At 38.2% G+C, this 16,438-nt stretch carries 13 protein-coding genes and 1 tRNA gene; 9 read left to right on the top strand and 5 right to left on the bottom strand.

Annotated features, from left to right (window positions below):
* Positions 1-79: 79 nt before the first annotated feature.
* The 4 genes from ACWM1W_RS09450 to ACWM1W_RS09465 all read left to right on the top strand — a co-directional run bounded on the left by ACWM1W_RS09450 (position 80) and on the right by ACWM1W_RS09465 (position 6,750).
* Positions 80-721 carry a hypothetical protein gene (locus tag ACWM1W_RS09450; protein ID WP_375725539.1) on the top strand — a complete coding sequence of 214 codons (642 nt, stop codon included), beginning with the start codon at positions 80-82 and terminating at the stop codon, positions 719-721.
* Positions 711-2,894, top strand: coding sequence for a hypothetical protein (locus tag ACWM1W_RS09455; RefSeq protein WP_375725538.1), 2,184 nt, complete (start codon positions 711-713; stop codon positions 2,892-2,894). The genes ACWM1W_RS09450 and ACWM1W_RS09455 overlap by 11 nt, the downstream gene beginning before the upstream one ends.
* Positions 2,887-5,946 carry a tyrosine-type recombinase/integrase gene (locus tag ACWM1W_RS09460; RefSeq protein WP_375725537.1) on the top strand — a complete coding sequence of 1,020 codons (3,060 nt, stop codon included), beginning with the start codon at positions 2,887-2,889 and terminating at the stop codon, positions 5,944-5,946. Before ACWM1W_RS09455 ends, ACWM1W_RS09460 begins: the two co-directional genes overlap by 8 nt.
* Positions 5,947-6,405: 459 nt before the next feature.
* A complete protein-coding gene (locus ACWM1W_RS09465; protein ID WP_103799872.1) occupies positions 6,406-6,750 on the top strand; it encodes a helix-turn-helix domain-containing protein in 345 nt (114 codons plus the stop codon).
* Between the two features lie 507 nt (positions 6,751-7,257).
* Here the strand turns inward: ACWM1W_RS09465 and ACWM1W_RS09470 are convergent.
* The 3 genes from ACWM1W_RS09470 to ACWM1W_RS09480 all read right to left on the bottom strand — a co-directional run bounded on the left by ACWM1W_RS09470 (position 7,258) and on the right by ACWM1W_RS09480 (position 9,112).
* Positions 7,258-7,515 (bottom strand): hypothetical protein, encoded by a 258-nt coding sequence (locus ACWM1W_RS09470; protein WP_103799874.1) that lies wholly within the window; start codon positions 7,513-7,515, stop codon positions 7,258-7,260.
* A gap of 127 nt (positions 7,516-7,642) precedes the next feature.
* Positions 7,643-8,842, bottom strand: a complete 1,200-nt coding sequence (locus tag ACWM1W_RS09475) for a tyrosine-type recombinase/integrase (protein WP_103799875.1) — start codon at positions 8,840-8,842, stop codon at positions 7,643-7,645.
* Positions 8,843-9,035: 193 nt separating this feature from the next.
* A tRNA-Ile gene (locus ACWM1W_RS09480) sits at positions 9,036-9,112 on the bottom strand.
* A 797-nt stretch (positions 9,113-9,909) separates the two neighbouring features.
* On the opposite strand from ACWM1W_RS09480, the gene ACWM1W_RS09485 reads away from it, so the two are divergent.
* Together ACWM1W_RS09485 and ACWM1W_RS09490 are read left to right on the top strand one after the other, a co-directional pair.
* Positions 9,910-10,464, top strand: coding sequence for a 1-acyl-sn-glycerol-3-phosphate acyltransferase (locus ACWM1W_RS09485; protein ID WP_004784088.1), 555 nt, complete (start codon positions 9,910-9,912; stop codon positions 10,462-10,464).
* 243 nt (positions 10,465-10,707) lie between these two features.
* Entirely contained in the window at positions 10,708-11,457 is a 750-nt protein-coding gene (locus ACWM1W_RS09490; RefSeq protein WP_004784089.1) for a YebC/PmpR family DNA-binding transcriptional regulator, read from the top strand.
* A 67-nt stretch (positions 11,458-11,524) separates the two neighbouring features.
* Here the strand turns inward: ACWM1W_RS09490 and ACWM1W_RS09495 are convergent, their stop codons facing one another.
* Positions 11,525-11,995: an Lrp/AsnC family transcriptional regulator gene (locus ACWM1W_RS09495; protein ID WP_034170685.1), complete on the bottom strand. Its 471-nt coding sequence runs from the start codon at positions 11,993-11,995 to the stop codon at positions 11,525-11,527.
* Positions 11,996-12,698: 703 nt separating this feature from the next.
* Between ACWM1W_RS09495 and ACWM1W_RS09500 the strand changes: the two genes are divergently transcribed.
* Together ACWM1W_RS09500 and ACWM1W_RS09505 are read left to right on the top strand one after the other, a co-directional pair.
* Complete coding sequence (locus ACWM1W_RS09500; protein ID WP_375725536.1) at positions 12,699-13,394, top strand: hypothetical protein; 696 nt, start codon at positions 12,699-12,701, stop codon at positions 13,392-13,394.
* Complete coding sequence (locus ACWM1W_RS09505) at positions 13,391-14,032, top strand: hypothetical protein (protein ID WP_227504410.1); 642 nt, start codon at positions 13,391-13,393, stop codon at positions 14,030-14,032. The genes ACWM1W_RS09500 and ACWM1W_RS09505 overlap by 4 nt, the downstream gene beginning before the upstream one ends.
* A gap of 56 nt (positions 14,033-14,088) precedes the next feature.
* Here ACWM1W_RS09505 and ACWM1W_RS09510 read toward each other — a convergent pair whose 3' ends face one another.
* The gene (locus ACWM1W_RS09510; RefSeq protein WP_375725535.1) at positions 14,089-14,853 is read right to left on the bottom strand and encodes a glutathione S-transferase family protein; all 765 of its coding nucleotides are present in this window, start codon (positions 14,851-14,853) and stop codon (positions 14,089-14,091) included.
* A 381-nt stretch (positions 14,854-15,234) separates the two neighbouring features.
* Between ACWM1W_RS09510 and ACWM1W_RS09515 the strand changes: the two genes are divergently transcribed.
* Positions 15,235-16,437: an SfnB family sulfur acquisition oxidoreductase gene (locus ACWM1W_RS09515; protein ID WP_375725534.1), complete on the top strand. Its 1,203-nt coding sequence runs from the start codon at positions 15,235-15,237 to the stop codon at positions 16,435-16,437.
* The last annotated feature ends 1 nt before the right edge of the window (position 16,438 follow it).

Consider the following 16,438-nt stretch of genomic DNA (forward strand, 5'->3'; position numbering starts at 1 on the left):
CACTTTCTTGATCTTTTGAAAAAAATAAAAATTTTTTTGCACTCCGTGATCTAAGTTAAAACATCAGGAGGGCGAATAAATGAAGCCGACGAAAGTAAATTCTCAGCTAGCCAGTAAAAGACCGTTTTATTGCGAGGGAGGCATGATCCGTCCTTATCCGCCTCTATTTAAAATTTACCAAAGCTACGCTCAGATTTTAAATGCCTCGCAACTGCCAACGCACTTTCAACATGACCTAAGCCTAGTGTCTACTACTAAGCTTACTCAAGCTGAGTTATTCGCAACAGATAACTTTCTGCTGGTTTATATGGCACAACAACAAAATATTCGAGTTAAAGCTCATCCCATTCTAGAAGCTGATATAGACCTCATGCAGGCTCAATATCAACTCAGCAACGCACTCTTTAAGTTGATGACTGAGCTCAAGATCAATCCTCAAGCGCTTCACCCTCACCAGCTCCTTCAGAACTTAAATCAGGCGCTTTCCAAACAAGCAATTTACGATGTGAATCGAAAGCTTTATGACAAGCCCAGATGCAGTCTTTCTCTAGACTTACTCGCTAAGTTAATCGACTGCAGTCGTAATCAACTGCTTTATCGGCAGAAGCAAATCAACGGCGCTCACGATCTACGAATTCAAGCACTCAAAAATAAATGTAAAGCACTCACAAACGTACAACCTTCCGCATCGCATTTCTGGAATTTAGACCATGCAAATTAAAAACATCATTGAACGAATGCTAGATCATGAATTGTTTGATCAAAGCTATCAGAATGCTATCGCACAGCACTTAAAACCAGCTGTCTCAATCCCTGAGCTAAAATCCTTATTCAATACAACTATCAGCTTCGATGCAGACTCTCGGTTTGAGCTCCCAACAAAACTACCTCTGCCCTCAAGTGTTGCTAAACATCCGATCTGTGCCTATCTCTATTCAGTTGATCAGCATGAATATGCTGTCATACAAAGATGGGCTGTGAATAATCTACATGCAGCATGTATTCTTAAAGCGATTCCGAATCCAACTGAAAAAGATCACCAAACTACCATTATTAGAGTGTTTGATCGATTTAGATTAGCAAATGAAGCTTATGCCGCATCACAACAAGGAAAAAAGCTGAGTAAGTATCAGCTTGAATATTTATGGATATGGGAGCAACTGCCTAGCGATGAAATACAATTAGCTGACTTCATTGAATATTTACGCCGTTTAGAAGCTAATCCCCAACTTAATCGCTTTCAATATTTACTCATTCTAGATATAAGGCGTTTTTATGATTATGTCTTAACACTTAAACCAAAGAAAAATTACTTGGCACCACCCAAACACATGGATGAGCCGATTTATTTGGATGAACACAACACCATTTTATACTGTCCATACGACATGCCTCAGAAACAGCATCCTGCTCTATTTTACGAGGAGCTACAGGATGAACAGCCAAATCAGCAATACTCACTTAATACAGCACAGGTATCGCCTTTAGCCACTCAATCTGGTTATTTGCAACATCAAGTGAGTAAACTGACACAACAGCACATCATTAGACAACAACATAATTTTAGCTGTAGTAAGCATTATCCAGATTTCAATAGCTTACGTGTATTGGTAGATCATTGCTACCAAGTCTATCTGAGTCATCCAGAAAAAAATAAAGCGTATCTTTTTATCTTACTCAGTTTCTTGAGCGGTGTTCCTGTTGAGCAATGGTTATATCTACAGTCCAAACAGCGCTATGCACTGAATAAACAACAGAAGATCATTTTAGAAAACGATCAATATTTTCTACGTTCCAAGTTCACGCTATTTGAAAGCGCTGACTTTGAATACAAAGATCAATTACTCAATCAAGTGACCTATTTCGATTTACCACTGATTAAAGAGCTCGTAGATAGTCTAAAACAGGCTCCAATTGTAAGCCAAGAACAAGTCAATCAAGCATTAAAAAAATGCCGTCACGAACTGTTTATACCATCGTTATCAACCAAAAAAATAAGTGTGTTACTACATCATTGTATTTATAGACATACCAATAACGAGCAACTCGCTGACATACTTACTGGCATAGATGCCAATCGATCGGTGTCTATTTCATATTGCTCGTATCCGGTATACCGCCTGCAACAGAATTACCAAAGCACGGTAGAACAGTTATCTCGTGATTTAGCAAAAAAAATTCATCTTACTTCCGATCCCGAGCTTAGATTTGGTAGTTGTAAAGCTCCCAAGCCTGCAACAGTAACGGCTATATTTGCCTACCTACAACATCAGATCATTCAAGCCCGACACAGTAGCCAAATGCTGGAGATGTTCAATCACTACAACATTTGGCTTTGGCATATTTTATTGCTATTCACTGCCGCTCGACCTGTAATTGGATTCCCAGGGTTCTTACGAAACTTCGATTTAAAACAGCAATGGCTTTGGGTCTCGGATAAAGAAATTCACTCAAGAATGGATGATGGTCGCTTAATCCCGTTATGTGATTTTGCTGTTCAAGAAGTCCGTCAGTTTATTGGCTATTTAAAAGAATTCAAACAACTGCATCCAGAGCATCAATCACACATTCAAGAAATTTTAAGCAGTAAAAAGCCACTGCTGAGTGTTTATCAGCAGGGAGAGTGGCAAGAGCTTAGTCCGCGTCTTATAAGCTCATTTACTCATGTTATGGAGCTCAACCACGCAAATTGGCTTAGGCATACAGCTCGTGCATATCTAACTTCGAAAGTTGATGAACAGTTCATTCTAGCCCTGATGGGACATGAACAAAACCAACAAGAAATGGGGCAAAAATTCTCAAGTCTGTCCCTTCGACAATATAGAACCCTCGCAGCTCATCTCAATGAAATGCAGAGCTTTTACAGTATTGATGGAGTGTACGAACATGCCTAAACAAACAAAGTATGCACATGAACGCCGTGCTAATAGTAGAGACCAAAAGCAAATTAAAGAGCGTATACAAATTCAAGCGATCATCGATGAGTTTCTGTCGTTCGAGCAATTACAGCAAGCACAGCGGTCAGGAAGTATAGTCACGCTCTTTGAGCAAGTTAGCCAACACTTGGATCAACATCAATATAGTTTTGCTCTAAAAAAGACGTTTTATCAGCAGTTCCGTAAACGTATTATTCAATACAATCACACAAATGATGCAGACTTACCACTACCTACTCAACATCTCGTCTCTATTCAACGCACGCCATTGCTTTTCAATGAGACTTGGCTAGAACAATCTAAATCCATCTCACTGATCAAAGAAAAACTTTTAAGATACTGGTATACGACGGATGACTTTACTGTCGATGAAAGCATTGGAAATATACTGATCTGCGCAATTCTGTATGGTGGGATATCAAGCCTTTCTAGCTTAGAGGCGTTATTACATCATCTAAAACAACAAGATCCCATTTATCAGATCTCAAAAATACAATTACCACTGATCTTTCTAGAACCACTATCACCTCAGTATGGTGATTTATATGACCCTAAATGTCCCTTAAGAAAATCTAGAAATTTTGTGCCAGACCGGTTAACACTGCTATGGATTGTGAGACTTAAAACACAAAAAATTGATATCCAATCTGATTGTTACACGTATATCAATTGTATTTTTAAAGCACTAGCACTTCCGTTAAGCCCAAAGCAATTTAATCAACTCTTACAAACCTCAAGTCACTCATGGATGCAGCTAGACAAGGTTGATTTAAGTCCTGCGCTAAGTCTTTGCTTATCAGAAGAGATTGAGACTTGTGGTTTAAGTCTAAGTGCGTTTAAACGTTATATCACGCCTCATTTAGCTATTTTCGATTCACAAAAAGCTGAAGAACTTCCGCCTAAAATAATAAATCCATTAGAAAAAGAAGAACAATCCTGCAAAGATCATTCTCTAGATTCATTGATTGGATTGCATAAACAAATTTTAAAATTTTTTAGAAATAGTGATCAGATCACAGTGGAGCTACGAAACTTCTTACTCAGCCAGCATGACCATTTTCCCGAAAATGCAAAAAGATTGGGGCTGTGGTTATACAGCCTGTTTCATCCTGCCATAGATGATATGCAATCTATCTGTAGGCTTTATCAGCTCGATCAAAATAAGTATTTACGCTATGTCGCTCAACAGCAAAAAATTCGTCATAGCTCAATATATAGCTACTACACAAAACTTGCTGAAACATGGTTGCTACACAGTAATGATTTTATAGAAGAACCTGATCTCAACGATCATTTAAAAACGATTTATAGCCGTATGTTAACTGGGGTAGGCAAATCTAGATCACAAAAATTCGATCTCCTAAAACGATTCCATCAATTCCAACAGATGCTATTTAATGCTGAATCGTTCCCTTTGAGCGGTGCGGGACTACGTGTTCATTCACCCAAAGCTGAAATTATCTCAGGAAAAACTTTTCAATATCTACTCAGCCAGCTTAGTCAATATAAACATTCCAGCTACACCGCACATGATTTAGAAATGCTGAGTATCGTATATACGATAGCTTTTCGTACGGGCATGCGCATTAATGAAATCCTCGGTATGCGAATCAAGGATGTGGAAGGTGTCAAAGCGAGTTCAATTTGGATACGTCCATATCGTGCGAAGCATCAACAGCATTTTCTTAAAACGGATAGTGCTGAGCGTAATCTCAACGTTCAAATTTTACTAAGCGAAGAAGAACATCTTAAATTTCAGCAATACTGCAAGGCACGCCGTAGCGCTTATTCATCCAATGACTACCTATTTACTCTTTGGAATAGTGCGGGACGTATCAAACCCTACTTGGTCACCACGCCTTTTCAAAAGTTACTTGATGCTATTTTGCCAAATCATTGCTATAGCTTTCACTCGCTGCGACATAGTGCGACGAACAATTTAGCCATGATTTTGACCATGGACTATGAGTCTGTAAGCATCTTCACTGACTATTCACATGAGCATTACAACTTGATTCGTAGTCAGCTCTTACGTTCTAGCACATCTCAAAATTCTTGGTATCTACTTGCGCATTTATTAGGTCACATAGACCCAACTGAAACATTTAGGAGCTATCTACACCTTGCTTACCTAATGGCCGGTTATCAGTTAAGAAAATTTGACCCATGTTTGGATCGAACTGTTATTCAGAAGATCTGTCCGGTCTTAAAGGTGCCAAAACAGCATCAAATAGCGCTGAGTTATTACGATGAACAAATAGCACAAACATTAAAAGTTAAATCTATAACAATGCCTGATGAATACATCAACACATCTAAGATCAAAGCTGATGTAGTCCAAGCAGAGGACAACAATTTCATTTATGGAACCAGTAAATCTAGTTATCCATTCCCTCTGATCTGCAAGATCCTCAAAAAATTAGATCAAGCATACACACCGCAACTGCTTTCACAACAATATGATTTTCCAATTGAGACTCTAATGCTTTGGCAACGGAATATAATCAGGCTCAAACAACTCAAAAATCGTAAAAATCGTGCGCGTTTCATCATTGATGCAGATAAATCAGAGCGCATACTTCCGCACATTGAAACAGCTGAAGAAAAATATGTCTTAGAGTATTTTTTTAAACAGCTCAATGAATTAAGACGTGATGATGCAAATATCTTAGATGCGATACATATTTTTGAGACGAAAGCGAATATTTCACACGCTGGATTAATCTTTAATAGTGCTGATTTAAGACTAGCTAAGCGATTTTTGAGAGGGATTTATTGTTTATTTCCAGAAAAATATTGGCAGATTGCAATATCTTCTGAAATCTCTGAGGAAAAGCTGATGGAACGACTGCCCTTTAAACTTCAATCTTGCGGTATCAACAGCAGTTTAAGTAATTCATTTAAAATTGAGCTGATATCTCAAAAAAATGCTAAATCACTCGGTATCTTTCGCTATTGCCTCCTGCTTTTACTGCTTCTATGTCCGCCGTTGCAACCAGATCATAGTTGATCTGGTTGATAGCCTGAAAACTCATAAAAGTCATGTAGCAGTTGGGAATAAATATCTGAAAAATTAATCAATTTCTCTGGTTGCAAACCATAGTGTTCAAAGTAGCGATCATCAATAAAGTATGCCACAGCAATATGAGTATTTAGATAAGTAGATACGCCAAGCTGTCGACAAAAATCGGGATTATATTGTAGTTGTAACGCCGTATTAATTATAATCTTTGACGCTACAATTTTAGCGACGTTTCTAATATTCACATGCCGAATACTTGGATGCATCGATGTCAAACTTCGACTCGAAGAATAATCCATCATGACTGTTTGACCTTCTATATCTAATTTTTTATCAAGTAATCATTTAGAGACTTCTCGTTACTCTGGTTAGCCTCTAAACTATGTCTATATTTATATAAAAACGTGACTAAATCGTCAAGTTTTTATTGTCTATTTGGCGGTATTTATGGCATTTGAATTAGACTCGAATAATTTTAAAATTCGATTGAAAGAAGTTAGAAAGACACGAAAGCTAACACAGCAAGAGTTAGCTGCAAAAACAGGAATACCAGTCACTTCAATCGCTCATTTTGAGTCGGGCTCGCGTAAACCCTCACTAGAAAACTTTTATAAGCTTATTGTCGTGCTCAATGTATCAGCAGATTACATACTGGGACGCAGTGAAAAAATGAGTGCTTGCGGCATCGATCCCATTATGAATACCCTACAAAAATTACCTGAGATAGAGCGCAGGATGATTGAAAAATTCATCGCTTCTTTAGAGAATGACCAGATAAAATCTGAAGACTAAATATGTAGTCCCAACAAAAATTCTAGATATTAAAAAACCACCTAAAAGTGGTTTTTTTAAGGAGCACAATAGCTTCGTCCTCATCAAATATTTTATTAAAATTAAATCATAGTTTTATGTAAGGCCCCCTTTATCATTTGTCCTAACGTTCCCATATAAGCCACAAGCCACTTTATTTTTTACACCTAGAAGACCTATTATCTTTCTGCATTACATACCAATTTAATACCTCAGCATAATCAAAGTAGTTATGTGCTTTCTCACCATTTGACAGTTTAAATGGTCTTGGAAAATCGGGATTCTTTATGATCAAAAAGTTTAGTCCTGTCCTCGATAAGCCTAATTTTTTTGCGACATCGTTAAACTTTAAAGCGAACGGTTGAATTACATGAATCTCAGTTGATTGCGGCGTATTACTTTCCAACATAATATTTTTTCAAAAAAAGAAAAAAGCATATCAGACTAAAAAAAATATTTTTCCATCCGTCTCGATTCACTCAATTCAACTCAAAAATCAGAATGAAATTCACCTATATACCACTCATAAATCTCATCAACATCAAAATACATCACTGCTTGTCGCGTATTCCGATCTCGCATAGGTTTTGGAAAATTTGGAAGGGCTTTTTGAAATTTGATCAGTTGCTGACGATTGATCTGTAAAATCTTGCACAATAAGCTACCAGAACAACGCCACACATTTTCTGAGCGAAGTTTTATTAAAATAGGACTTATTTGATGATTAGATTTAACTTCATTTTTCATGATTTTATTACATTTGCTAAAACTAATTAATCTACACTCATTTGAAAAATGACATCTCTAACCATCCTATTTCGCAAAAAAAAGCCGAAAATAAAATTTCGGCTTTTCAAACTAAAACAAAAACACGCTAATCAAATATTCTTACTCCACAAATCGAATCTAGATGATCAGCCCAGAATTGCATAACATCCACCCTTTCTCTTAAATGCGTACCTTTATCATATGCACCTTTCACACCTGCTTTTTGATGAGACAATGCTGATTCAATCACTTGTTCTTTATCACTAAATTTATCATTCAAAAAAGTACTTGCAATGTGGCGAAATCCATGCGGATCTTGCTTCTCACCATATCCCATTCGTTTTAATGCAGAATTGAAGGTCGCATCAGATATAAAGACTGCATTTGAGTTACTTCGCGAGGGAAACAAATATTCATTGCCATCCCTCGAAATCTCTTTTAATCGAAGCAATAATTTAATAGCTTGCTTCGGTAACGGGATCGCATGAGCTATTCTTCTTTTCATCAGATCAGCAGGTCTAAGCCATACTCCTGTTTCAAAGTTAAATTGATCCCAACGTGCAGCTCTTAATTCACCTGGCCGAGGAAATAGTACCAAGAGTAATTCAAGTCCAATACTAGTGACTTCAGAGCGATAATTACGAATCGCATTAACAAGATCGGGAAGTTCATCCATTGAGACATGTTTCATTGAACCCGAAGTATGATTTGCTAGCCCTTTTCTCACTCTTGCGAGGGGGTTATAGCTAATTAAATTATCATCAATGGCATAATCATAAGCATTACGACAATATGAAATTAATTTTTCAAGCCGATTGAATATTCCTTCATTAAATTGTTTTTCTCTAAAAAAGTCTTTCCATTCAGATGCTGAAATTTCTTTAAACAGGCGATGACCAAAGACTGGCAATATATGCTTTTCTATCGACTGATATTCTTTTTTATAGGTTTTATCAGTCCATACACCACGCTTCGTATTCATCCATTTAATCAGTAAGTTACCAAACAATAGGTTCTCTTGTTGTTTAGCTTCCAATAGTTTCTCATTTTTGGTTTTTAAATTAAGCTCACCATTTTGATATTTAATAGCTAATGAGCGTGCTTCTTTGACTGAAATTACAGGGTAACTTCCTAACCCAAGCCATGTCCACTTACCAATTGAGCTTTTAAATCTCAACTGCCAAGATTTTTTACCTGTAACACCAACTTTTAAATACAGACCGGCAATATCCGAAACTCTGTACTCAGATTCTTTTGCTTTTAAGGCAGCATATTGTGTATCTGTAAGTAATTTAGATTTAGCCATAAAATTTTGATTTTCCTAGATTAAACTAGGCTCCTGTATCCTGAGTTCTATTTTTTATACAGGATACAAGTCAGGATACAAATAGGGTGTTTTTATACGAGTACACCTGAGTATTCTTAAGACATTAAAAAACCCTTAACTCTTTTAGAATTAAGGGTTTAAGTATATATTTTACTATATAAATACATGAATTTGGTGGGCCCAGACAGACTTGAACTGTCGACCAACGGATTATGAGTCCGCTGCTCTAACCAACTGAGCTATAGGCCCTATTTAGGCTGAATTTGTTATATTTCAACTAGTTCAGGCGCATTGAATACTAGCCAAGATTAGATCAAAAAACAAGTACTTTTCTTGCTGCTTGCACACTTAGCCAGCAATCATTTTTTATCTTTAATAACTGTTCTGTTTAGGATTTAAGACTTCAGTCTAAGTTGAGCTAGCAAAAGCCTCATATGACATCTATATTTTCTATTTAAAATAAAGAGAGCTGTGCTAATTATTCGAATATCAAATTAATAAATTGATCGCTTTTACGTCTCAACACAATCATAACCAATAAAAATACCAACTATTATTTATAGAAATACAATCCCAGAAGATATTCTTTAAAAAGTTATAAAGATTAAAATTCCGATTCCAATTTCTCGTCTTTACGCAAATCCATATAGATTTCGATTAAAGACCATACAATAACCAGTGCTAAAAGAAGCATTGAGAACATGAAAGCTGTAATATACGTCATAGGTTTCAATCTCAAAGAGAAAATGACCAGAAAATAGAAAAGACACAATTTCTTCTTTTCTTCGACAAAAGTCTAATAACTAAAATTTGTGCTGGATAGTCATTTTTTCATCATTTTAAGACTTATTTTATATAAGATGATATATGCTAATGATTATTAAGTATTTATTTATATCTTTCAGGTCTTAAAAACTATTGAATATACTTTTTTGATCTTGGATTTTTCATATTATTAATGAATTTGAAATAAAGCCTATTGACTGTGAATAAGAACAGGAAGAAATTATGCAGTTCATACCGTTAGCTCTTATTTCTTTCTATTTATGCTCAACAAATTTATTGGCGAATCTGCATTTAAACTTGCCGGTTGGCAATATCATGTCGAACCTGATGTGCTCGAAGATAAACAGGTCATTGTTGGATTTGAACATACATCCATGATGGATGCGGTTTTATCTTTGGCGCTCTTTAAGATGTATGACATCAAAATTCATACCCTGATCAAGAAAGAACTGTTCAAAGGCCCAATGAAACCAATTCTGGAAGCCATGGGTGGTATCGCGGTCGACCGTAAGGCGAATAAGGATATTGTCAGCGTAATGGTTGAACATTTTCAAAATAATGAAAAATTCAATCTGGTGATCGCACCTGAAGCCACCCGTGCCAAAAATGGTGAAACGCGTAAACCGATCCGTACCGGTTTCTGGCATATTGCCAAAGCTGCCAATGTGCCAATTGTGCTTATGTATGCCAATTCCAAGACTAAGCAAGGGGGGATTTTTGGCAAAATTTATCCGACTGATCTTGCACATGATCTGGCTTTAATCAAGCAGCTCTATAAAGAGAATGTTGGTCTGGATATTATTATCCCGGAATAAACACTCCATAAAAGGGCTTGAGAATAATATTTCTCCTGCCCTTTTCTTATTTAGGTATTTTCTCAGCAAACATTTTCTTAAGTTTTTATTTACATTTATTGCTTTGCCTTTCTGTTTTACTGCCTATTTTTTTGGCATTATCATTAAATCTCAAATCCAGACTCTTTTTTCAAAAAAAGAGCTTATGGTAGAATCGGCGCAATTCGATAGGCATACAGCCAATCTACAAGGAGCATATTTCGCATGGCGGGTCATTCCAAGTGGGCCAATATTAAGCATCGTAAAGCAAAACAAGATGCCAGTCGTGGTAAGTTGTTTACCAAATACATTCGTGAATTAACAACTGCTGCCAAACTCGGTGGCGCTGATGCGGGTAGTAATCCTCGTCTACGTGCTGTTGTAGAAAAAGCATTATCTGTAAACATGACACGTGATGTGATCAATCGCGCGATTCAGCGTGGTGCCGGTGGTGAAGATAACGACGATCTGAAAGAAGTAACCTATGAAGGTTATGGCGTAGGCGGCGTTGCAGTTATTGTTGAAACTATGACAGATAACCTGAACCGTACGGTTCCTGATGTACGTCACTGCTTCACTAAAACTGATGGTAACCTCGGTACCAACGGTTCAGTATCCTTCCTGTTCACTAAACGTGGCGAGATTACTTTTGAAGATGTGTCTTTAGAAGATCAAATCATGGAAGTAGCGCTTGAAGCGGGTGCTGAAGACATTGAAGTGGATGAGGATGAAATCCTGGTCATCACCACGCCAGAAAGCTTCGGTACAGTACAAGATGCTTTAGCTGCTGCAGGTTTAAAATCTGATAACGCTGAAGTGGTGATGAGCCCATCTACCAAAGCTGAAATCACAGATATCGACCAAGCGAAAAAAATCATGAAAATGATTGATATGCTTGAAGATCTGGATGATGTTCAAAACGTTTATACCAACGTTGAATTCTCTGATGAAGTTTTAGCACAACTCGATGCCTAATCCTCTATGAGATCAAAACGCACCTTCGGGTGCGTTTTTTTATTGACTGAAAATAATAATTAAGAATTTAAACCTTATTTAAAAGACCACTACAGTTAAAGACATTATATTCCTTAATCACGAAGCTGGAATGCAGCGCTACAACATGCTCGATCTTACCAATTCTACTTAATAGAATCTGACTATAATTTTCCATATCAAGTGCCACAACTTCGACAATAAAATCCGCAGACTGTCCTGTCACCAGGAAAGCGTTAATGACTTCCGGAATATTTTCTAATTCTTCTAAAAATTTGGCAAAAGTATCGCTATCATGCTTGCTCAAGGAAACCTGCAACAGCACATGCAGGCTAAAGCCCAATTTTTGATAATTAATTTCGCGCTTCAAGCCACTGATAATATTATGATCGATTAAATGTTTGATCCTGCGGTGCACCGAACTCACAGATAAATTTACTCTTTCAGAGAGTTCATTTAGATTGACATCTTCATGGGTCAAAATTTCAAGAATATGCTTATCAAAACGATCTAATTCCATCTCTAATCTCTTGCCATTTTATTTAAATACATCATCATTTAACTCTTAGTATTGTGATTTTTTTCGTAAATTACCAGTTATTTGAAAAAAAATGCCAGACACATCTCAATGACCAGTTTTAAGCCATGTTTATGGTCGTTCGTCGTATAAAACAAATTTTCGATAAACGACGCTTTTAAATAAATCATTCTTATTTATCACTAAACTATTTATGAATAAAAACTATAAAGCTGATAACTGAATTTGCAAAGCATGATTAATCCAACTTAGATTTACACTTGTATAGAAATTAAATAAGAATAGAGCGGTTTATCTAAAACACACAACAAACATAACAAGATAAAAATTCGCAAAGAACGGTTATGGCTTTTAGTATTCTTAGTTCAATTAAAACTAAACTCAGTCCCGTGCTCACGACAGAGACGTAAAATACGAGTTTACTCAGCGGTTTATTGGGTGGCAGTCTTTCTGGCATTATTGGTTCTATTACAGGTTCTACCCCTCTCCCCCCTCCCTGGATTCTCTCTTAAACAGCCTGCTTTCTGGCAATAGTTTAAATTCCAGTTCCCTCACTGATTTAATTAGCCAATTTACAGGCACAAATGCTTCTAAACTTGATATCAATAATTTAATTAGCCAGTTAACGAAAGCCAATGGTGGCAGTTTCGACATAGGTTCAGTCAGCAATCTGCTTAGCAGCTTAATGGGTGGTAATACCTTAACCCTGGATTTAAATGCAGTTATCAAATCGGTCAGCGGATTGATGGGTGGCAGTGCTGGCAATCTGGATGTTAGTAAAATTGCTGAACTGGCTAGCAACTTATTGCAAGGTGGTGATATTGATATTACTCAAATTACCCAACTATTGAGCGGTCTGATCGGTTGTTCAGGTGGATTAGGCGGCATTGATATAGGAGCAATTGCAGGCCTCGTCGATGGCTTGATTCAAGGTGGCGATATTGATATCGCACAAATTGCTGAACTGGTAAGTGGCTTAATTGGTGGTTCTGGCGGACTTGGCGATGTAGATATTAATCAAATTGCCAACCTAGTCGGTGGTCTCATCAGTGGCAATGCCGCTAGTAATCTCGACATCGGTGCAATTGTTGACTTGATCAGCGGATTGATCGGTGGCTCAACAGGTAGTTTAGATACCAGTTCAGTCAATCTGTTAGCCAGTAACCTAATGAGCAATGCAAGCAGTAATCTTGATATCGGTGCTATTACCAATTTGCTCAGTGGTCTAATTAGCAATTCAGGCAATATCGATGTTGGCACCATTGCGCAAACTGTAGCGCAAAGCCTGATGCCACTGCTTGCATCGATTGATACAGGTAATTCATCCATTGATATGAGAATCAACTTACCCAAGTTTTACCAACAGTGGTTGGTAGTGTGACTACATTGATATCTACAATCAGTTCTGCAGACTCAGGTAATGTGCCAGACACCATCGCGGATGTACTAAAAGGCATCAATCCACTATTGAATCTATTAGCGAATAGTGACGTTCTTGATGCTGATCAGGCAGAAATCGTAAATACGCTTTACGATGTCCTGAATGGCGTACAAGTGGTACTGGACTTTGTGAATAACCCATCACTACTCACCTTATCCAGCGACCTCAACAATGTGATTACCGCACTAAAACCTGTAATTGCGCTGATTGATAGCGAAGGTCAATTCTCGGATCTTCTGGATGGTGTTCAGTTTCCTGAAATTGGCGACCTGCTCGGGTCACTCGGTTCTGACGTGCCAAGCTTAGATGGTTTAGGTCTGGATGCATTCACGGATAGTCTTGGCAATTTAGTCGGCAACAACTCATCCCTACAACTGCCTGATCTTAGTGAATTGATTTCCGGTATTAGTAATACTGATACGGGTACGAATATCAGCATTACTGAAATCATCCCAACCATTAAAGAAACCATTACCAATATCTCAAGTGGTAGCTCTCTGCCGAAGTTTGACTTTAGCTCACTGCTCAGTGGCTTCAATAAACCAAGTGATATTGATCAGACCAGCCCTTGGGGTTAATTCTAATCTCATCAAAAAACACGCTTTATGCGCGTTTTTTATATTTCATCTTTATTTTATACACCACGCCAATCAACACGGGCATTACGCTCATTACGATACATCTTTTGAATATATTGCCCTAATGGCAACTCAGCCAGATGACTTTGATATTCCCGGTATTCATCCGACATTGACTCAAAGCTTTCCCGCTCCCACGGTGTTCCAGAAATTGCCAGTAAAGGTGCCAGGATGGAACAGACGGCAATATCGGCCAGAGAGAAACGCGAACCCACGAGATAAGGTCCTTCTTTTTCCATACGGATCTGATTAAGCTGCTCAACCGAATCCTTGATAAATTGTTTGGACTGTTCCAGTGTTTCTTCAGTTAAGGCATAACCCTTGGTCAAAATGGTTTTTAGCAATGGCTTGGAGAATTTTTCAAACTGACGCAGATAGCCTTTTTCTCCAATCAGAATATCCATCGATTCATGATCATGCGATAAAGCCTGAGCCAGCATCCAGCGACGCACATGGCGGCCTAATTCCTGAGTGATTTTATCAATATCTAATGCCTGCCGGCGCAAGCTTGCTTCTGCAGGTAGCAGACGGTGTTCAGGATATTGCTCATCCAGATATAGGGCAATTTTGGTCGAGTCCACAATCCACTGTTCCCGATCACGCAGAATCGGTAAACGATTTTGTCCAGTTTTTAGGCGGGCAAAGGCACGATGGGCACCCGGCATCAGATTTTGCGCAATATATTCCAGCTCTTTGTAATCCAGCATCCAGCGTGCCTTTTCACAAAAATGAGAAAGTGGAAACTGGTATAAGATGCGCATAAATTCTCCATACTTGTTTTTAGGTCAGATCGCATTAAAACCATCTAATTTAGTCGGATACTTTAGTCACCCCAGACTGGAAATACAATGAACTTTTTATTCAAAATAAAGATGTTGCTTATTCAACACGACGATGAGTATTTTTATACATTTTTTTGTCTTGATTATCTATAAAGCAGATATGCACCGCTTTAAACTCATCTTTTAAAAACAAGGAAATATTAAAAACCTATTTAATTTTAATCAGTTACTATATTCCAAATTTATAAGAATCTAGCAGCTTTTATCTTAAATAGCTTTTTTCATAAGCTTTGCAAAAGCAATTGCTTAATTACATAAAGCTTTCGCTGTAACGTTTTGGCATCGATTTAGGATGTCATTATGTCTCGTTTAACTTCTGAAAAAGTTCACATCATCGAAAATGATCTCGACGCGATTAATGCTGCTTATCAGGTTGCAGACTTTGCCCTGGAAGGCCGTAATCAGCGTGATCAGCAACGCCTATTACCTTTTGCTGAGATTGACCTGTTCAGCCAGAAAGGCTTGGGTGGCATGCGCATTCCGAAACAGTACGGCGGTGCATTTGTTGCCAATAAAACCCTGACTCATGTATTCCGGATTATTAATAAAGCTGACTCTAGTGTTGGACAGATTCCGCAGAACCAGATTGCATTACTCAACATGATCCAGATCATGGGCACAGAAGAACAAAAACAGTTTATTTATAACGAAATTCTAAAAGGTAAGCGTCTGGCGAATGGTGGCCCGGAACGAAATACTAAAGATACTAAAACCTTGGCAACCACACTTACCCTTGAAAACGGTCGCTATTTTGTGGATGGCGAGAAATTCTATTCAACTGGCAGTAGCTTTGCCCATTGGCTGGCGATTAAAGCGATTCATCCAGAAGGCCATGTAGTACTAACCATTATCGACCGCAATGCTGAAAGTGTGGAAGTGATCGATAACTGGAATGGCTTTGGTCAACGCACGACTTCGAGTGGTACCGTCAAACTTCAGCATGTCGAAGTTGATCCGCTATTGATTTTTGATGAGCGTCTGTTAGGAAATCAACCAAGCTACCGCGGTGCCTATTCCCAATTGATGCAGGTCGCGATTGATGTCGGCATTGCCGAAGCTGCTTTTGCCGATACGCTGACTGCCGTACAAAAAGCACGTCCAATTGTCGATGCGCAAGTCGAAAAAGCCAGCTTAGAACATTATACCCTGCAGGAAGTTGGCAAATCTTCTGTGCTGCTCGATGCCGCGATTTTACTGCTGGATGAAGCCGCTGAATATCTGGATGAACTGGATCAGCTGGAATCTGTGACTGATGAGCAGGCAGCCAAAGCCTCAATTCTGGTTGCTGAAGCCAAGGTCTATGCCAACGATGCTGCGCTACATATCTCGGAAAAATTACTGGAATTGGGTGGAAGTCGCTCCAGCCTCAGTCAGCACAATCTGGATCAGCATTGGCGTAATGCCCGTGTGCATACCTTGCATGACCCGATCCGCTGGAAGCTGCATGCACTTGGGGATTATTACCTAAATCATAAGCTCCCTGCCCGCCACGCCTGGATTTAAG

The sequence above is a fragment of the Acinetobacter sp. TW_SC_4 genome, assembly GCF_054861205.1.